This window comes from Novosphingobium barchaimii LL02 (assembly GCF_001046635.1).
Taxonomy (GTDB): domain Bacteria; phylum Pseudomonadota; class Alphaproteobacteria; order Sphingomonadales; family Sphingomonadaceae; genus Novosphingobium; species Novosphingobium barchaimii.
The window spans coordinates 419,501-436,715 of the sequence record NZ_KQ130456.1; the positions used below are offsets into that span (position 1 = coordinate 419,501).

Annotated in this window: 17 protein-coding genes and 1 tRNA gene; 1 reads left to right on the plus strand and 17 read right to left on the minus strand. The window is 67.2% G+C overall.

All coding sequences use genetic code 11. The features are described from left to right. Positions 1 to 16: 16 nt before the first annotated feature. The 11 genes from nadC to V474_RS18850 form a co-directional block, all read right to left on the minus strand. Positions 17 to 877, minus strand: a complete 861-nt coding sequence (nadC, locus tag V474_RS18800; protein ID WP_059152910.1) for a carboxylating nicotinate-nucleotide diphosphorylase — start codon at positions 875 to 877, stop codon at positions 17 to 19. A 284-nt stretch (positions 878 to 1,161) separates the two neighbouring features. After that, the gene (locus tag V474_RS18805) at positions 1,162 to 1,959 is read right to left on the minus strand and encodes a LytR/AlgR family response regulator transcription factor (protein ID WP_043974406.1); all 798 of its coding nucleotides are present in this window, start codon (positions 1,957 to 1,959) and stop codon (positions 1,162 to 1,164) included. A gap of 63 nt (positions 1,960 to 2,022) precedes the next feature. Continuing rightward, a complete protein-coding gene (locus V474_RS18810; RefSeq protein ID WP_059152911.1) occupies positions 2,023 to 3,183 on the minus strand; it encodes a sensor histidine kinase in 1,161 nt (386 codons plus the stop codon). Positions 3,184 to 3,246: 63 nt separating this feature from the next. Then, positions 3,247 to 3,945, minus strand: coding sequence for a DsbA family protein (locus V474_RS18815; protein WP_059152912.1), 699 nt, complete (start codon positions 3,943 to 3,945; stop codon positions 3,247 to 3,249). Between the two features lie 70 nt (positions 3,946 to 4,015). Continuing rightward, positions 4,016 to 5,377: a M48 family metalloprotease gene (locus V474_RS18820; protein ID WP_059152913.1), complete on the minus strand. Its 1,362-nt coding sequence runs from the start codon at positions 5,375 to 5,377 to the stop codon at positions 4,016 to 4,018. Positions 5,378 to 5,499: 122 nt separating this feature from the next. After that, positions 5,500 to 6,858, minus strand: coding sequence for a PAS domain-containing protein (locus V474_RS18825; RefSeq protein WP_059152914.1), 1,359 nt, complete (start codon positions 6,856 to 6,858; stop codon positions 5,500 to 5,502). A gap of 92 nt (positions 6,859 to 6,950) precedes the next feature. After that, positions 6,951 to 8,267 (minus strand): MFS transporter, encoded by a 1,317-nt coding sequence (locus tag V474_RS18830; RefSeq protein WP_082699876.1) that lies wholly within the window; start codon positions 8,265 to 8,267, stop codon positions 6,951 to 6,953. A 42-nt stretch (positions 8,268 to 8,309) separates the two neighbouring features. Further along, positions 8,310 to 8,708 carry a DUF2141 domain-containing protein gene (locus V474_RS18835; RefSeq protein ID WP_059152981.1) on the minus strand — a complete coding sequence of 133 codons (399 nt, stop codon included), beginning with the start codon at positions 8,706 to 8,708 and terminating at the stop codon, positions 8,310 to 8,312. 8 nt (positions 8,709 to 8,716) lie between these two features. Continuing rightward, complete coding sequence (locus V474_RS18840; protein ID WP_059152915.1) at positions 8,717 to 9,445, minus strand: sterol desaturase family protein; 729 nt, start codon at positions 9,443 to 9,445, stop codon at positions 8,717 to 8,719. Positions 9,446 to 9,633: 188 nt separating this feature from the next. Beyond that, the gene (locus tag V474_RS18845) at positions 9,634 to 11,037 is read right to left on the minus strand and encodes a DEAD/DEAH box helicase (protein ID WP_059152916.1); all 1,404 of its coding nucleotides are present in this window, start codon (positions 11,035 to 11,037) and stop codon (positions 9,634 to 9,636) included. A gap of 301 nt (positions 11,038 to 11,338) precedes the next feature. Then, positions 11,339 to 11,836, minus strand: a complete 498-nt coding sequence (locus V474_RS18850) for an MmcB family DNA repair protein (RefSeq protein WP_059152917.1) — start codon at positions 11,834 to 11,836, stop codon at positions 11,339 to 11,341. A 113-nt stretch (positions 11,837 to 11,949) separates the two neighbouring features. Here V474_RS18850 and V474_RS18855 point away from each other — a divergent pair. Further along, positions 11,950 to 12,026, plus strand: a tRNA-Arg gene (locus tag V474_RS18855). Positions 12,027 to 12,046: 20 nt separating this feature from the next. Here V474_RS18855 and cobU read toward each other — a convergent pair. The 6 genes from cobU to V474_RS18885 are packed head-to-tail and all read right to left on the minus strand — an operon-like array spanning position 12,047 to position 17,209. Further along, the gene (cobU, locus tag V474_RS18860) at positions 12,047 to 12,556 is read right to left on the minus strand and encodes a bifunctional adenosylcobinamide kinase/adenosylcobinamide-phosphate guanylyltransferase (protein WP_201786066.1); all 510 of its coding nucleotides are present in this window, start codon (positions 12,554 to 12,556) and stop codon (positions 12,047 to 12,049) included. Further along, on the minus strand, positions 12,553 to 14,022 hold the full coding sequence (locus V474_RS18865) for a cobyric acid synthase (RefSeq protein ID WP_059152918.1): 1,470 nt from the start codon (positions 14,020 to 14,022) through the stop codon (positions 12,553 to 12,555). Before V474_RS18865 ends, cobU begins: the two co-directional genes overlap by 4 nt. Continuing rightward, positions 14,010 to 14,960 carry an adenosylcobinamide-phosphate synthase CbiB gene (gene cbiB / locus V474_RS18870; protein ID WP_059152983.1) on the minus strand — a complete coding sequence of 317 codons (951 nt, stop codon included), beginning with the start codon at positions 14,958 to 14,960 and terminating at the stop codon, positions 14,010 to 14,012. Before cbiB ends, V474_RS18865 begins: the two co-directional genes overlap by 13 nt. Further along, positions 14,953 to 15,936: a threonine-phosphate decarboxylase gene (locus V474_RS18875; protein WP_059152919.1), complete on the minus strand. Its 984-nt coding sequence runs from the start codon at positions 15,934 to 15,936 to the stop codon at positions 14,953 to 14,955. Before V474_RS18875 ends, cbiB begins: the two co-directional genes overlap by 8 nt. After that, positions 15,933 to 16,643, minus strand: coding sequence for an adenosylcobinamide-GDP ribazoletransferase (locus V474_RS18880; protein WP_059152920.1), 711 nt, complete (start codon positions 16,641 to 16,643; stop codon positions 15,933 to 15,935). The genes V474_RS18875 and V474_RS18880 overlap by 4 nt, the downstream gene beginning before the upstream one ends. Next, positions 16,640 to 17,209, minus strand: a complete 570-nt coding sequence (locus V474_RS18885) for a histidine phosphatase family protein (protein ID WP_059152921.1) — start codon at positions 17,207 to 17,209, stop codon at positions 16,640 to 16,642. Before V474_RS18885 ends, V474_RS18880 begins: the two co-directional genes overlap by 4 nt. Between the last annotated feature and the right edge of the window lie 6 nt (positions 17,210 to 17,215).

The following is a 17,215-nucleotide window of genomic DNA, read 5'->3' on the forward strand; positions in this document are numbered from 1 at the left end:
AGCGCCCCCGCCGCCCTCACAGCGGCGTGAAGTCCAGGCCGATGTCGGCAGCCGGTGCGCTCTGGGTCAGGCGGCCGACGGAGACGAAGGTGACGCCGGTGGCGGCGATGGCGCCGATGGTGGCAAGGTTCACACCGCCGGAAGCCTCCGTGGGGACCCGCCCGGCGACTAGCGCCACCGCTTCGCGAAGCATATCCGGGCCCATGTTGTCGAGCAGCAGGTGATGCGCGCCCGCCGCGATGGCAGGCTCGATCTGGTCCAGACGGTCGACCTCGCAGATGATCTGCGAAACACCCGCCGCCTTGGCCCGCGCCACCGCGGGGCCGACTCCGCCCGCGACCAGCACATGATTGTCCTTGATCATCGCGGCATCCCACAAGCCCATGCGGTGGTTGCGGGCGCCGCCCTGGCGGGTCGCATACTTTTCCAGATGGCGCAGGCCGGGAATGGTCTTGCGCGTGTCCAGCAGCGTTCCATGGCCAGCCATCGCGTCTACGTATTCACTCGTCATCGTGGCGATGCCGGAAAGATGCTGCACGGTGTTGAGAGCGCTGCGCTCGGCCGTAAGCATGGCACGGGCGTTGCCTGTAAGACGCATCAGTTCCGACCCGGCCGGAACCTGAGTGCCCTCCGCGACGAGAATTTCGATCTCCATTGCCGGGTCGAGCTTTTTGAAGAACGCCGCCGCGATGGGAAGGCCGGCGACGGTGATCGCATCGCGCGAATCCATCACCCCGGAAAACCGCGCGTCAGCCTCGATCACGCTTTGCGAGGTGACATCCACGCCGCCGCCGGGAAGGCCGACGCCGAGGTCCTCGGCAAGAGTTGCGTCGACGAAGGCGGCTAGGTCGAGACCGTAGATCGAGAACGAAGTCATGCTCGCGTCTTTTGCGCGTTCGTCAGGCGTTGTCGAGTGAAGAAGGGGTAGTTCTGGGGCCATCGCCCCAGACCCCGGGAATGTCGACGTCGTGCGCGGCGCGGCATCTGTGGTCTTTGAGAGGGGCGGCGGAGCCGCCTTCCCATATCGGAGCCGCGTTTAGCGCTACATCTATACATGGCCTGCGGCGCGGAGGGGCGGGCTTTGCACTGCGCCTCTGCCCGCGCAGCGACGACGGTAATGGGGTGCAGGGGCGATGGCCCCTGCGTCTTTCCCTCAAAACCTCAATGAACGAACCGCGCGATCACATCCCGGTACGAACGCGAGACCTTCACCTGAGCGCCCGAATCCAGCACCAGGAAGCATTCCCCGTTCGTATGCGGCTTCACCTGACGCACCTGGTTGAGGTTAACGATCGTCGAGCGGTGCACGCGCTGGAACACGCGCGGGTCGAGGCGGCGTTCGAGGTCTTTCATCGTCTCGCGCAGGATCAGCGAGTTGTCGGCGGTGCGGATGCACATGTAATCGCCGGCGGCTTCGATGTGTTCGATCGAATCGACATCGATGCGGAAGATCTGGCCGCGATCCTTGATGTTGATGAGCTTTTCGTAGCGATCCGCGCCCGGATCGGTTTCCTCGGGCATATGGTCGACCGCATCGGGGGCCACTTCGGCGAGGACGGTCTTGAGCTTTTCGGCTTCTTCGGACGAGCGCTTTTCCGACAGGCGCTGGCGCACGCGGGCCAGGGTGTCGTCCAGCTTGCTCTCGTCGACAGGCTTCATCAGGTAGTTCACCGCGTTGGCCTCGAAGGCGCGGACGGCGTGTTCCTGATAGGCGGTGACGAAGACGAACAGCGGCGGTTCGATTTCCATCACGCCCTTAACCACCGAGAAGCCGTCGAAGCCTGGCATCTGGATGTCGAGGAAGACGAGGTCGGGTTTTTCCGTCTTGATCTTGCGGATCGCCTCGCGCCCGTTGGCGCATGTGTCGATGATTTCCACATCGGGGTATTTTTCGAGGCGCAATTGCAGCCCCTGGATGGCGAGTTTCTCGTCGTCGACAAGGATCGTGCGAATGGTCATCAGTTGTTTTCTCCGGACCGGCAAACGCGCGCGGGCCAAAATTGTTTCATCGCCAGAAATTAATCATCGGGCCGCCTGATAAAGGCGGCCGGGTTCGCTGATGTCCTGCGTGGGTTCGCGGCGGTCTACCGGCAGCTCGATGACGACCGCGAAGCCGCCTTCCAGCGGTTCGATCGTCTCGAAGCGGTGGTTTTCGCCATAGGCCTGCGACAGGCGGTCACGAATATTCGCCAAGCCGACGCCAGTCGAAACCGGCTCCCCTCCATCGTAGGTCATGCCCGACAACCTGTTGTCCGTCGTGGGGCTTTGCAAGCCCGGTCCGGTGTCGGAGACGGTGATGCGAAGCATCGGACCGACGAGTTGCGTGGCGATGGTGATCTCGGCCCCCATCTCCTGCTGGCTGACCGCGTATTTGATGGCATTTTCCACCAGCGGCTGGAGCAGCAGCGAGGGCAGCAGCGCGGTTTCGGTGGAGGCGTCGATGTCAAAGGTGGTGCGCAGGCGTTCCTCGAATCGCATCCGCTCGATATCGAGGTAGAGTTGCAGCGTTTCCACTTCCTGCGCCACGGTGACGCGCGCGGAAGGCTTGTTGACCAAGGTGTAGCGCAGGAACGAGGACAGCCGGCTGAGCATCGCGTTGGCCGGCTCGGTCTGTTTGAGCAGCACCAGCGTGGAAATCGAGTTCAGGGTGTTGAACAGGAAGTGCGGGTTGAGCTGGTAGCGCAGCATGGCGAGCTGGGCGCTGGTGGCCTGATTTTCCAGCCGGATCAGCTGGTCGTTCTGTTCTTCCACCTGAAGGTAGAAGTTGACCATGTAATAAAGCGCGGTCCAGGCGCCCAGCAGCGTGGCGTCGAGGTAGAACACGCCCAGGAACAGCAGGGTGAAGCTGGCGTCGCCCTCCACCCGCCAGAGCGACACCACCCAGGCGTCGATGAAGGCGTGCAGGCCCACCGCGAAGGGCAGGACCAGCGCGGTCAGCCCCCATGTGACCAGCGCGCGCCGGGTGATGAGGCTGCGGAATATCACCGAAAGCACGAGCGAGATCGAGAAGCCGGTGATCGTCGCGATCAGGACCAGCACCAGCGAGGCAAGCGGCAGGTCGTTGGCGACCGCCGACATCGTGCGCAATACGAAGGCGCCGCCCCATCCCACGAACTGGAGGCGCCAGAAGGCCCTGTCCTTGTTGGCGAAAAAGGGGATCGGCTGGATGGGCAGGACGCTCATGGGGCCAGCCTAGCCGAACTTACGCGAAAGCTGAAATCGGCGAGGGACCGTCACCATGCGTTATCAACTTCCGCGCGCGGCCGTCACCGCGTCGGAGAGCTGGTCGATGCCCACGGCGCCGGCGATCAGCTTGTCGCCCGCGATCCAGCTGGGGGTGCCGGAAAAGCCCAGACGCTGGGCGACTTCGAGGTTGCGGGCCAGTTCGGCCTCCACCGTGGGGCTGGCGGCGATGTGGCGGGCGCGGTCCATGTCGAGGCCGATTTTCTGGGCGACGGCGGCGATGGTGGGTTCGTCGACCTGGCCGGCGGCGAACATGGCATCGTGGAACTGGGGGTACTTGCCCTGCTCGGCCGCGGCCAGCGCCATCTTGGCGGCGGCCGGGCTGTGCGGGCTGATGATCGGCAGTTCGCGCACGACGATGCGCAGGTCCGGGTTCTTTGCGATCAGCTGGGTGACGTCGCCCAGGCTCTGGCGGCAGTACCCGCAGGCAAAGTCGGTGAATTCGACGAGCGTGACCTTGCCGTTCGGATTGCCCATCACGGCGCCGGGGAAGGGCGTTTCCACGTTCTGGCGCACACCGGCAAGCGCCTGCGAGGCCTGGCGCTTTTGCAGGTTGTCCATCGCCTGCGGCAGGATTTCGGGGTGATCGAGGATGTAATCGTGGACGACGTGTTCGACCGCGATGCGCCCGCCGTACCAGCCTCCCGCGCCTACCACTACGAGGGCTGCGGCGATCATTGCGAACTTGGCGGTGTTGCCCATTATTGTCCTGTCGATTTCATGTGCTGTGTGCGCCTGAGGCGGGCTTGAAGGCTGCTTTCAAAGCAGGCTCCTAGCGGCGCTTCTTGCCGCGTTCCAGTTCGGCGCGGGCCTGCATTTCGATATCCTGCGCGCGCAGCCAGTCGGGGGTGCCGGATTTCAGCCCGCCTTCCGCCGCCTGCGCGCTGCGCAGCGCTTCTTCCATGTTGCCCGACATCACCTGCTGTTCGGCGCTGGCGAGGTAGGCGCGGGGCATGTCGCCGTTGGCGGCATAGATGACGCCCAGCTGATACCAGGCGAAGGGGTTCTCGCGGTCGCGGGCGACGGCGGTCTTGAGGACTTCCTGCGCTTCCTTGAAGTTGGCGGGGTCTTCGGTGGCGATCAGGGCGTGGCCGAACAGGGTGGCGATCAGCGGGGCGTTGCCCGAAAGCTCGGTCGCCTTGCGCAGCGGCACCATCGCCTCGGCGGGTTTGCCCGCTTCCAGCAGGATCTGGCCGTCCAGTTCGAGGAAATAGGGGTCATTCGGATCGGCGGCGATCAGGGCTTCGGTTTCGGCGCGGGCCTCGGCAAACTGCGATTCGCGGTGAAACGCATAAGCGCGGGCATAGCGGGCGGGCACCGAATTGTCGGTCATCGGGAACTTGCGCATGACCTCGCGCGGGGTGGCGAGATAGCCCAGCAGCTTGGCCTTCACGCGCACGAAGCGTTTCTGGATCGCCGCGTCGTCCGGCTTGTTCCAGGCCGGGTCCTTCTCGTAAGTGTCCTGAAGCGTGGCGATGCGGTCGCCGGTAAGGGGGTGGCTGGAATAGAATTCGTCGCCGTCCTTGGGCCGGTAGCCGTAGCGGAACTCCATGTTCTGCAGCTTCTTGAAGAATTCCACCGAGCCGCGCCCGCTGATCCCCGCCGTGGACAGGTACTGCGCGCCGGCGGCATCGGCGGATGCTTCCTGCGATCGGTTATAGGCCAGATACTTGCCCATGGCCGCCGACTGCCCCGCCATGATGACGCCCATCGCCGCCTCGCCGCCGCCCGCGGCGGCAGCCGCCGCGCCCAGCAGCAGAGACAGCAGCGAGATGTTGGTCGCGCTTTTGCCGCCCATGTTCAGCACGGCATGGCCGCCGGTGACGTGGCCCAGTTCGTGCGCGATCACGCCCTGCACTTCGGCGGCGGTGTCGGCCTCGTCGATGAGGCCGGAATTGACGTAGACCGCCTGCCCGCCCGCGACGAAGGCGTTCACCGACCCGTCGTTGACCAGCACGATGTCGACATTGTTCACGCCCAGCCCCGATGCCTTCACCAGCGGCGCGGCCATGTCGTGCAGCAGGGCCTCGGTCTCGGCGTCGCGCAGGATCGACTGCGCGCTTGCGGGGATGGCGGACAGCCCCAGAAGCGCGGGAATCGCGAGGATCAATGCGGGAATTCGCAGCTTCGGCATCGTTCCTCTTGGGGACCGGACGGGCTTAACCGGCGATGAAGACGCCGGCGGGATCGTCCTTGTCTAAAGAGGGTGGGGGCGCGAGGGAAGCGTTGCAAGGCCCCCTTCGCCCCTGACCGCGATCAGCCCAGCAGGTGCCGCGCCGCGCGCTGGAGCAGGGCTTCATCGCCGCTGACTTCGCCCACCAGCACCACTTCGCCGCTTTCAAGCCGGCGCGCGACGAGCACGGTAAATTCCTCTCCCTGGCGGGCTATGGCGTCCAATGGCTGCGCCTTCAGCGCGCGCAGGCCTTTTACCAGGCGTTCGCGGGCATTGGCGGGGGGCTTGCTGTCGCCGTCTTCCTCGCGGCGCAGGCGGCGTTCTTCGCGCACCAGTGCCTTGAGGCCGCCGGGCACGGCGCCGAGGTGATCGGCAAAGGTGCCGCGGCCCAGCCCGATGCGGCGGCCATGAGCGATGACGGCGGCGAATTCGGTGAGGCGGGTCTTGTCGTAGTCGGCGCCGAAGACCAGCTTGACCAGCGGGATCAGCGGCGCGCGCTCTTGCGCCTTGAGCCCTGCATCACCGACCAGTCCGGCGAATTCTTCCGGTGCGTCGATGGCCGCCAGTGCGAAATCGTAAGCGCGCCCGATCGCGTCGTAGAGTGCCCGGTGCGAGCGTTCCTCGCTGCCCCGGGCAAGGAGCGCCAGTTCGCGAGCGGACGCCAGCCAGTCGGCAAGCCCCATGTCCTGCTCGGCAAATGCGGAAGGCTCGTCCTCCATGGCGAAGCCGGGACGGGGCAGTTCCATCGGCGAATAGTCTTCGATCGCCGGATAGCGGATTTCGATAGGGTCAAGTTCGGCGGGACCGTCCGCCCATTCGGGCAGCGGCTCGAACCCGCGCAGCATGGCCGGGCGCGGATCGCGCGGCTGGGCGCGCACCGGGGGATCGACGTCGAGCTGCGCGGCGCGTTCTTTCCAGTTGATGACGCCGTAGATGAAGTCGATCTTGCTGCCGCCTTGCGAAAAGGGCAGCAGGATGCCGCGATAAAGGATCGTGACATCCGCGTGGTTCACGAATTCCGCCTCGAAGCCGATCGGGGCCTCGTTGGCGATGATCTGCATGTAGTGGTCGGTGATGCGCGATAGCAGCGAGCGGCTGGGAACCTGCGCCAGAGTGCGGATCGGGCCGTCTGCGCCGCATTCGTCTGCCAGCAGCGCTCCCAGATAGGCGATTGCCGGATTTTCGAAGTCGCTGCTGGCGGTGAAATCGAGCAGGACGCTGCGCGGGCCGAAATCGGGCAGGCTTTCCGGCTTCAGGTCGGCGATGTCGGGGAAGGTCCGGGTGCCCAGCAGGCCGGCCCAGAAATTGTAGGCGCGCACCTGCATGCGCCGCTCGTCATTGGCGACAATCGGCGCCCGCGCGCCCGAATCGGTGTTTTCCGCGATGGCGGAGCCGGCATCCGGTTCGTCCTGGCCGGGAAACTGGCCGTGCACTGTATCCATGTCGCAATCCCGACTCGTCTCTTCTGGAGCCTCGTTCTGGCGCAACATGGTGAATTAACCTTTAAGTTGCGCCGCCGGGAATGCCGTGATTTTCAGGTCTGCTTGACCACGCCTTCACCGGGCCGGGGCAGGGGGGCGACAAGGCGCAGGCCGAAGAACGATACAGCAAGGAACACCGAGGCGGCATGCAGGGCGAACGACAGGCTTTGCCAGTCCGCCACCGCGCCCCATACCCACGCTCCGATCGCCATGCCGCCGAAAGTCGCCGCCTGGTAGATCGACAGGCACCGGCCCAGGATCGCATCGGGAGAGCGCATCTGCACGGCGACGTTGAGCGTGGTCAGGATCAGCACCCAGGCCATTCCGGCCACGAAGGCGGCGGGCAGGGCATAAAGGATGTCGTGCGCCTCTGCGACCAGAGAGAGCGCGAAGACGGACATGCCCGTGCCCAGCGCCAGAATGCCTTCGAGGCCCAGCTTCTTGCGCAAAGACCCCGTGAATGGCGCTGCCATGATAGAGCCGATGCCGAACAGGCCCAGCATCAACCCGAAGTCCAGTTCGGTCCCGCGGATGGTTCCGCTGATGACGGCCGGCAGCAGCGACTGGTAGGCGGCCAGGCTGAAACCCAGCGCAAATCCGCGAATCAGCAGGCGGCGCAGGGGGCCGTTGCCCGCGCAAAAGCGGATGCCCACCGCGACGGCGGGGAGGATGGCGCGTTTCGGGGCCTGTCCCGGCTCGGCCGGGCGCGGCGCGGGCTTCCACCACAACAGCACGCCGATCAGACCGACATAGCTGACGGCGTTGATGGCAAAGGCGAACGATACGTCCCAGATCGAAATCAGCACCCCGCCCAGCGCCGGGCCGATCGAGCGGGCGATGTTGAACGAGATCGAATTGAGCGCGATCGCCTGCGGAATCTCGTGCGGTTCCACCTGCTGGCGTACCGAAGCCTGCCATGCCGGAGAATTCAGCGCGGTGCCGATGCCCACGCTCAGCGTGAAGGCGAGCAGCAGGGCGGGCGTCAGCATGTGGGCATAGGCGAGGCCGGCCAGCGCGGCGGACACCACCAGCATGCCCACCTGCGCGGTCAGCATCACCAGTCGGCGGTCGTAATTGTCGGCAATCGCGCCCGCGAAGACACCGAACAGCATGATCGGCACGGTCGCCGATGCCTGCACCAGCGCGACCAGCTGGTGCGAGGGGGTCAACTCGGTCATCAGCCACGCCGCGCCCACGCCCTGCAGCGTTCCGCCAAGGTTGGAAAACAGGTTGGCGATCCAGATCGCGCGGAACACGGGGTAGCGAAACGGGGAAAACGTACCGGCGCGCGGCGGCGGAACCAGTCCGGCCGTTGCTGCTTCTACCGTCTTTTCGACGGCGTGCTCTATCGCATCTTCTTCCCGTGCCACATCGCCGTGGGTAAGGCGCGAAAAGGCATGCGGCAAGACCGGCTAGAGAAGATATCGCATCCGTATCGCCAGGTGAACAGGCTCGCCCTCCACCGTGAAGGCGGCGCGCTCGAACCTGGGCGGACCCATGCGGACGGGCGCATCGTTGGAGAAGCCGTACCCCTCGCGCGGGATCATCAGACGGGTGTCCAGCTTGCCGTTGGCGTTCTCGTCATGGATCAGCGAAACGGCGTAGCGCCCGGCCGGAACCGGTCCGAAATCGAGGTGGACCTCGGTGGCGGCGGGCACCGTCAGCTTGCGGGCGAGGGGGTCCTTCTCGCAGTCGGGAAAGGCATCTTCCCGCGTGGTGAGGCAGGCCAGCACCTTGCCCTTGGCGGAGCGCAGGCCGGTAACCGTCACGGAAACCGTCGCCTGTCCGGGCGCGGCCGCTGTCAGCATCATGCCCGCGATCAGGGCGAGGAAAGCCCCCTGTCGGTGCCGCACAGATGATCCCAGTGACGGAAATAAAGGCCGTAATTGCATTGATAGCTTTCGTGGTGCCGGTGGTGATGGCTGGCGGTTATCAGCCAGCCGCCGAGGCGCGATTGCACCAGGGCCCTGGGAAACATCTCCCAGCCCATGTGATTGGTGATGCCCATCACCGTCATGATCGTGAGGACCGCGCCCAGCGCGCCGACATGGATCGGCACGAAAAACACCAGAGCGGGCACGACGACGGCGCCGGTCAGGGCCTCCAGCGGATGGAAGCTCATCGCTGCCCATGCGGTTGGCGGGCGGCTGGCGTGGTGGACGGCATGGGCAAGCCGAAACACACGGGGGCGGTGCATCCAGCGGTGGGTCCAGTAGAACCAGGTGTCATGCAGCAGCAGGAAGGCCAGCACCGAACCGGGCAGCCACCACAGCGAAAAGGCATGAACGTCGGTGTAGATCCGCGTCCAGCCATGCTGCTGCCAGCCCCAGGCGACGACGCCTGAAGGGATGCCATAGATGGCGGCGGAAAGGAGGGACCACTTGATCTCGCTGCGGATCTGGAGGCCCAGCCCGCTATAGTGGCCAGGGCGCACGCGCGCGGTGATCCACGCGAAAAGGCCCGAGGTCAGGATATAGCGCAGTCCCACGATCGCCGTCATGGCAAGGGCGGAAATCAGCACCGCTGTGAGGGAAGCGTCTGGCGCCATGGGCGCGGACTAGGCTGTTAGGGAGGGGAGGGGAAGTGAAAAGGGAAAATCCGGGGGCATTGCCCCCGGACCCTCGACTGTGGACGCCGTGCTTGCAGCGGCGTCACCGCGCCAATCGGCGTGAAAGTCTGACGGTATCGGGGTCTGGGGCCGCTGGCCCCAGATTGTTCCCCTTATACCTTCAAGCGTCAGCCGGCAGTGCGGCGAACGGCACCCTTGTGTGCGCCCAGACCCTTGGGACCGCGCGGACGGAAGGTGCGCTTGCGCTCACCAGCCTCTTCGCCTTCGCGGCGCGGCTGGCGATCGCGGTTGCCACCGCCCTTGCCGCCCTGGCCGCCGCGTCCGCCGCCCTGACCGCGTCCGCCGCCCTGAGGTGCGGCCGGAGCCACGCGGGCCGGAGCAGGCAGGCGTGCGGCCTGGTTCTGGAAGTCTTCCGGCAGCGGCAGCAGGTCCAGCTTGACGCGGGTCAGGCGCTCGATGTCGCGGATGTAGGGCTTCTCGTCGGCGGCGACGTAGCTGATCGCAACGCCCGTGGCGCCGGCACGCGCGGTACGGCCGATGCGGTGGACGTACTGTTCGGCCACGTTCGGGATTTCGTAGTTGTAGACGTGGCTGACGCCCGAGACGTCGATGCCGCGTGCGGCGATGTCGGTGGCGACCAGAACGCGGATGGCGCCCTGGCGGAAGCCGCCGAGCGCGGCGGTGCGCTGGGCCTGGCTCTTGTTGCCATGGATCGCGGCGGCGGGGATGCCGGCGGCGACGAGGTGGCGCACGATGCGGTCGGCGCCGTGCTTGGTGCGGCTGAAGACCAGGGCGCGGTCGATGGCGCCGTGGGTGGCGTTCTCGGCGGCGTCATCGGCAAGGCCGGCACGCAGCGACAGGGTCAGCAGCGCCTGCTTTTCGGCCTGGTTGATCATGACCGCGTACTGTTCGACGCGCTCTGCCGTGGTCGACTGCGGAGCGACTTCGACCTTGACCGGGTTGTTGATGAACTGGCGGCCCAGGTCCGCGATCGCCTGCGGCATGGTGGCCGAGAAGAACAGGCTCTGGCGGCCGGCGGGCAGCATGTTGGCGACGCGCTTGAGCGGGACGATGAAACCAAGGTCCATCATCTGGTCGGCTTCGTCGAGGACGAAGATTTCGACGTGCTTGAGCGTCAGCGCGCGCTGGTCGATGAGGTCGAGCAGGCGGCCCGGGGTGGCGACGAGGATGTCGCAGCCACGCTCAAGAGCGCGGGCCTGCTTGCCCACGGGAACGCCGCCGAAGATGCACTGGATCGAAAGATCCAGGAACTTGGCGTAGCCCTTCATGTTGTCGGCGATCTGCGCTGCCAGTTCGCGCGTCGGAGACAGCACCAGCATGCGGCAGCCGGCGTTCTGGCGCGGCTTGGGGTTATTTGCCAGGCGGTGCAGCGAAGGCAGCGAGAACGCGGCGGTCTTGCCGGTTCCGGTCTGCGCGATGCCCAGCAGGTCGCGGCCTTCGAGAAGCGAAGGAATGGCCTTGCGCTGGATCGGCGAGGGATCGGTATAGCCCTTGACTGCGAGCGCGCGGAGGATCGGCTCGGCAAGACCAAGTTCGGAGAAATAGGACATCAAGTCACTTTCAAAACAGCACGGGGGCGCGCTGTTTTCACGAAAGACCGATGTGCCTTGAAAAGGCCTGGGCTTACGGAAGAGGGCGCGCGCACGGCAAGGTGTCGTTACGTGCGACCCTGCGTGAGGAAGGAAGCTAATTGGTGGCAATCGTTCGTCCGGGCCGGTCGTTGCGCCTTGCGCTAGGACCTCACGCTGCTCACGGATTGCGGCGGGAATCTCCCGCGCGCCGATTGCTGAGGCGCTACATAGTGTGCGTTGCAGCGAAGCGCAAGAAAATTACGCTTGGTCCGCCGCAGGCCTACTCCTCGGATCCCCACTTCAGCGTGTGCGGGTCGGCCAGCGTCACCATCCGGCGCAGGGCGGCGCGGGCAAGGCGCTCCGTCTCCACCTTGCGGCGGGCGGCGGCAAGCTGATGCAGCGGAGCCGGGCGCAGGATTTCCGCATCGTAACCATCAGCAACGATCACCCCGCATCGTTCGGGCAGGAACACCCCGGTTTCCAGCGGAGCCCGGTCCAGCGCCGGGGACAGCCCCCAGTAGAAACGGTCGCAATAATCGAGATAGTCGGTCCACTTGCCGTCGCCCAGCAGATCAGCGCGCGACACCTTGATCTCGACGATGATGACGTGGCCCTTCGCATCGATCCCCATGAGATCGGCGCGGCGCCCGCAGCGCAGCGGCATTTCGGGCAGGCACCAGATGTCGTTGCGGGCAAACAGGCGGGAAATCCCGCGCGCGACTTCGGCCGCGATGGGAGAGGCCGCATGGGGCAGTGAGAGAGAATCGGCTTCGGCCATGCCGCATCATAGGAACATACCGGGAACTTTCAAGCGCTCTGCGCGACCACCGGGCGACATTGCGAATTTGTCGCTGGAAACGCCCGTTACCCTCTGCTAACCGGCCTTTCGTTGCACCCGTAGCTCAGCTGGATAGAGTGACGCCCTCCGAAGGCGTAGGCCACTGGTTCGAATCCAGTCGGGTGCACCATTTCTCCCAAAAATCCGCCGTCATTTCAGCCTTAACGGCAGACCAGCGGCGATGAACTGAACCTCGTGCGCCAGGGCAGCGATCGTCTGGTTCAGACGTCCCGCTTCGTCGCGGAACCGGCGGGCGAGGGCGTTTTCGGGCACGATGCTGAGGCCCACCTCGTTCGATACCAGCACCAGCGGGCATTGGCAGCGGCGCAGTGCATCGCCCAGCGCGGCGACGGGTTCGTCCAGCGGCATATCCGCCAGCATCAGGTTGGAAAGCCACAAGGTCAGACAATCCACCAGCACGGCACCGGCCGTTTCGGCGGCGCGGTCGATGGCGCCGGCAAGGGCCAGCGGTTCTTCCAGCGTGGTCCAGCGGGCGTCGCGGTCGTCCTGGTGGCGGGCGATGCGGTGTTCCATCTCGGCGTCGAAGGCCTGCGCGGTGGCGATATAGGCGAGGGTGCCCGGATGCGATTCGACGCGGGCTTGCGCATAGCGGCTCTTGCCGGAGCGCGCGCCGCCCAGCACGAACAGGGCGCCGCTCATGTCCGCACGCCCGCCAGTGCGAGAAGGTCGTCGATATCCAGATGTTCCTCCATGGCCGCTGCCAGCGCATCGAGCGCGGCATCGACGCGGGCGTCGTTGTCGAAGCCGTCCGACTGCGCGCCGATCCGCCCGAGCAGGGCGGCGCGCAGGTCCGGGCGGGCCAGCAGGCCGTGGCAGTAGGTGCCCAAAACCCGCCCGTCTCGGCTGATCGCGCCGTCGCTGCGGGCGCTCGACCCGCCGCCATCGAGGCTGGCGAAAGCGCGCAGCGCGTCAGGGCCGTCGGTCACGCCCATGTGCATTTCATAGCCCTTGAAGCGCGCGCCCAGCGCGGTGCCTTCGACCTGCGCCAGTGCCTTGCGGTTTCCCAGCACGGTGGCGACATCCAGCAGGCCAAGGCCCGCGACTTCGCCCGGCGGTCCCTCGATGCCCTGCGGGTCGGCCACGGATCGGCCCAGCATCTGGTAGCCGCCGCAGATCCCCAGCACCGCGCCGCCGCGCCGATGGTGAGCCAGCACGTCGATGTCCCAGCCCTGCGCACGCAGGAAGGCAAGGTCGGCGATGGTCGCCTTGGAGCCGGGAAGCACGATCAGCGCGGCGCTTTGCGGGATCGGGCTGCCGGGCGGGATCATCGCCACCTCCACGCCGCTTTCCTGCCGCAGCGGGTCCAGATCGTCGAAATTGGCGATGCGCGGCAGGATCGGGCAAGCGACGAGCAGCTTTCCGTCCTTCGCGCCAAGGCCGCGTTCCAGCACCACCGCGTCCTCACTGGGCAACTGGGCGACGGCGGGCACCCAGGGCAGCACTCCGAAGCCGCGCCAGCCGGACATACGCTCGATCGCGGTGTAGCCGTCTGCGAACAGGGCCGGATCGCCCCGGAACTTGTTGATGAGGAAGCCGCGGATCATCGCGGCGTCCCCGGCGTCGATCACGGCGCGGGTGCCCACTATGGCGGCGATCACCCCGCCCCGGTCGATATCGCCCGCAAGAACCACCGGCACATTCGCTTCGCGCGCGAAGCCCATGTTGGCGATGTCGCCGGCGCGCAGGTTGATCTCCGCGGGCGAGCCTGCGCCTTCGACGAGCACGAGGTCGCAGCGGGCCTCCAGCCGGCGGTAGCTGGCCAGCACTTCGGGCAGCAGCGGACGGCGCGCCTCGCGGAAATTGGCCGCGCCCAGCGTGCCGCGCACCTGCCCCAGCACGATAAGCTGCGAAGTGCGGTCCGCCTGCGGTTTCAGCAGCACCGGGTTCATGTCGACATGCAGCGGGGCGCGGGCGGCGAGCGCCTGCAGCGCCTGCGCGCGGCCGATCTCGCCGCCATCGGGGGTGACGGCGGCGTTGTTCGACATGTTCTGCGGCTTGAACGGCAGCACCTTGAGGCCCCGGTTGGCGGCCGCGCGGCACAGCCCCGCGACCAGCACCGACTTGCCGACGTCCGAGCCGGTCCCCTGCAACATCAGGCCTGCCATAGCGATGCTCCTGCCGTCACGATCAAGGCGAATGCTCCCAGTATGACGCAGGCGCGCCGGTAGATGGCAAGAGCGCGGGCCAGGTCCTGCGGGACGGCCTCGCGCCCGTCCTTCCCGATCCACGGCTTGTCGGCAAGCACGCCGTCGTAGGCGATCGGCCCGGCCAGCCGGACACACAGCGCACCGGCCATCGCGCTTTCCGGCCAGCCGGCATTGGGCGAGGCGTGGCGGGCATGGTCGCTGGCCATCGTCCGCCAGCCGCCTCCGGCCAGGCACAGCAGCAGGCCGGAAAGGCGCGCGGGGATCAGCATCGCCGCGTCGTCGATCCGTGCGGCGGCCCAGCCATAGGCGCGGTACGGTTCTTCGCGGTGGCCGATCATGCTGTCGGCGGTGTTGATCGCTTTGAGCGCCCATGCACCAGGCAGGCCCAGAACGAGGAGCCAGAACAGGGGAGATACGACACCGTCGCAGAAACTTTCAGCAAGGCTCTCGATGGCGGCGCGGGTGACGCCGGGTTCGTCCAGCTGCGTGGTATCGCGCCCGACGATCATGCCCACGGCGCGGCGGGCGGCTGGCAGGTCACCCGCTTGGAGGGCGGTAAGGATGGGCCGAACGTGATCGTCGAGACTGCGCGCGGCCACCGCCGGCCAGGCGAGCAGGGCGAGGATCGGCCAGGCCCATGCGCCGGTGATGCTGCGCACCGCCGCTTCGGCAAGGGCGGCTGCTGCGAAGGTCAGCGCGATTAGAAGCAGTGTGGCGGCAAGTCCGGCGATGCGGCGGCGCGGGTCCGTCCAGTGCGGGCGGTTGAAGGCCCGGTCGCAGCTTTGGATGATCTTTGCGAACAGGCCCACCGGGTGGCCGGTCAGGGCGTGGAGCCGGTTCGGCCAGCCCAGCCCCGCCTCGATCGCCAGCGCGGCGGCGGCGATGGGTTCAGCCATGGGCCAGCGCCCGGTCCAGCCGGGCCAGCGCGCGCACATCGGCGGGCACGCCAAGGCGCAGCGTATCGGGGCGGGTCGCAAAGGGACGGGTCAGGATTTGCGCCTGCGCAAGACGGCTGAAAAGGGATTGGCCGTCGCACCCGGTCAGGTAGCGGAACAGAGGGCAGGCGCCTTGCGGGCTGAAGCCGTGGCGTTGCAGTACTGCATCGAGCGCGGCGGCGCGGCGGGGCAGTTCGGCGCGGGTGCGCGCGGTCCATTCGCGGTCGGCGTAGGCGGCGCGGCCGATGGTCAGCGCGGCGGCGTGGAGCGGCCAGCTGCCCAGCACGCTACGCAGCCGCGCGGCGAGCGAGGGCGGGGCGATCACGAAGCCGAGGCGCAGCGCGGCAAGCCCGAAGAACTTGCCGAAAGAGCGCAGGACGATGAGCCTTGTCCCCGGCTGGACGTCCGGCGCCACGCTGATTTCGGGCTGGCAATCGGCAAAGGCCTCGTCGACGATCAGCCAGCCTCCGGTGGCGGCGATGGATTCGTGCCAGCTGCGGATCGCGGCGGGTCCGCGCAGCAGGCCGTCGGGATTGTTGGGATTGGCGAGGACGACGACTTCGGGGCGCAGCGGCGCTTCGGCGAAGGCGATGGGGCGCGAAGGCGTGAACGCTTCGGCATGAGTGCGGTAAGCGGGAGTCAGGGCGCGTCCGGGCAGGTCCAGCAGCAGGGCCAGCAGGCGCAGCGCCGTCTCGCTTCCCGGTACAGCGCAGACCCGCGCCGGATCGGCCCCGAAATGGCGGGCGGCCTCGTGTTCCAGGGCGGCGAGGGCTTCGGGGTCCGGTAGGGCATTCCAGTCGCAGGCGGGGGCTTTGTCTGCGGGCCAGGGAGAGGGGTTGAGACCGGTCGAGAGGTCCAGCCAGTTGGCAGGCGCACCGCCGAATGTGCGCGCGGCTTCGCTGAGGCGGCCGCCGTGGTGGAGGAATGGCTGGGTCATGGCATCAGCACCAGTGCGGCAAGCATCGCGGTTTCCAGCAATTCGATCCCGGCGCCGTGACCGTCGCCCGAAATGCCGCCAAGGCGCGCGCGCAGCCACCAGCCCCACAGCGCGGCGGCGGCGAACAGGACCAGCAGCGCCGGGGCGAGCAGCAGGGCGGCGGCAAGTGCGGCAAGGCTCCAGAACAGCAGGTGCAGGCGCCCCACGCCGCTGCGAAAGGCAGTGCCCAGGCCTTCGTGAAGGGGCGGCAGGAACAAGGTCCAGGCAATGGGGGCGATGCGCGCCAGTACCGGGACGGCGATCAGCGCCGAGACCTGCGATGCGGGCAAGGCGCGTAGCAAGACCAGCTTGGCCATCAGTTGCAATACGATCACCACCACGGCGAAGCTGCCGACATGCGGATCGGCCATGACGGCGGACAGCCGCGTCCGCCCGCCGTGCGCAGCGCCGGCGCCGTCGGCCACGTCGCCCAGCCCGTCGAGGTGCAGGGCGCCGGTGATCGCGATCCAGCCGGTGAGGCCGGCCAGTGCGGCCAGCCACGGGTCACGCGTCTGGAGCAGCCACCACGGACCGGCCACGGCGGCGCCCACGGCCAGTCCGGCGACCGGGAACCAGCGCATGGCGCGGGCGAAGTCCTGTTTGTCCGCCTGCACTTGCGGCAGCGGCAGCCGGGTCAGGAACTGCAGGGCGAGGATCAGGCCCTTCATGTGGTCAGGCCCACGATCTGCGCGGTGGGAACAGCCTCGCCCGGCCACACGCGCAAAGTAAGGACGCAGGAATAGGGCAGGTCGAAGGACCAGACGTGGCGATGTTCCATGTGGAACAATGCCGCCAGCGCCGCGCGCATCGCCCCGCCATGGGTGAGGACGAGGGTGGAGGCATGGATCTCGGCCAGCGCCGCGCCGACGCGGGCGCTAAGCTGGGACCAGCGCTCGCCTTGGGGCGGGGCGTTCGCCTCAGGGTCGTCCCAGAAGCGGGCGTGTGCGGCGGGGTCCACCTGCGCGGGGGCGAGGCCGGTCCATGCGCCGAAGTCGAGTTCGCGCCAGCGGGCATCCACGGTATGGGAAGCGCCGCGCGCAGCGGCGATCCGGGCGGCCGGGATGTGGGCGCGCGAAAGGTCGGAGGAGATCACCCGCTCGAACGCCAGCCCCTCTGCCGCCGCCACGCACTTGGCGGTTCCGCTGGGGAGCGGGGGATCGTCGCGCTGGCCGAGCAGCAGGTTCGGCTGGACCGGAATGCCGTGGCGCATGAGGTGGACGAGAATTTCGGTCATGATGGG

Coding starts and splice junctions, on each gene's coding strand:
- V474_RS18850 (WP_059152917.1), bottom strand. CDS start 11,836: ATGGCCGAAGCCGATTCTCTCTCACTGCCCCATGCGGCCTCTCCCATC.
- nadC (WP_059152910.1), bottom strand. CDS start 877: ATGACTTCGTTCTCGATCTACGGTCTCGACCTAGCCGCCTTCGTCGAC.
- V474_RS18815 (WP_059152912.1), bottom strand. CDS start 3,945: ATGGGCAACACCGCCAAGTTCGCAATGATCGCCGCAGCCCTCGTAGTG.
- V474_RS18805 (WP_043974406.1), bottom strand. CDS start 1,959: ATGACCATTCGCACGATCCTTGTCGACGACGAGAAACTCGCCATCCAG.
- V474_RS18885 (WP_059152921.1), bottom strand. CDS start 17,209: ATGACCGAAATTCTCGTCCACCTCATGCGCCACGGCATTCCGGTCCAG.
- V474_RS18880 (WP_059152920.1), bottom strand. CDS start 16,643: ATGAAGGGCCTGATCCTCGCCCTGCAGTTCCTGACCCGGCTGCCGCTG.
- V474_RS18810 (WP_059152911.1), bottom strand. CDS start 3,183: ATGAGCGTCCTGCCCATCCAGCCGATCCCCTTTTTCGCCAACAAGGAC.
- cobU (WP_201786066.1), bottom strand. CDS start 12,556: ATGAGCGGCGCCCTGTTCGTGCTGGGCGGCGCGCGCTCCGGCAAGAGC.
- V474_RS18835 (WP_059152981.1), bottom strand. CDS start 8,708: ATGATGCTGACAGCGGCCGCGCCCGGACAGGCGACGGTTTCCGTGACG.
- V474_RS18865 (WP_059152918.1), bottom strand. CDS start 14,022: ATGGCAGGCCTGATGTTGCAGGGGACCGGCTCGGACGTCGGCAAGTCG.
- V474_RS18875 (WP_059152919.1), bottom strand. CDS start 15,936: ATGACCCAGCCATTCCTCCACCACGGCGGCCGCCTCAGCGAAGCCGCG.
- cbiB (WP_059152983.1), bottom strand. CDS start 14,960: ATGGCTGAACCCATCGCCGCCGCCGCGCTGGCGATCGAGGCGGGGCTG.
- V474_RS18845 (WP_059152916.1), bottom strand. CDS start 11,037: ATGTCCTATTTCTCCGAACTTGGTCTTGCCGAGCCGATCCTCCGCGCG.
- V474_RS18825 (WP_059152914.1), bottom strand. CDS start 6,858: ATGGATACAGTGCACGGCCAGTTTCCCGGCCAGGACGAACCGGATGCC.
- V474_RS18820 (WP_059152913.1), bottom strand. CDS start 5,377: ATGCCGAAGCTGCGAATTCCCGCATTGATCCTCGCGATTCCCGCGCTT.
- V474_RS18840 (WP_059152915.1), bottom strand. CDS start 9,445: ATGGCGCCAGACGCTTCCCTCACAGCGGTGCTGATTTCCGCCCTTGCC.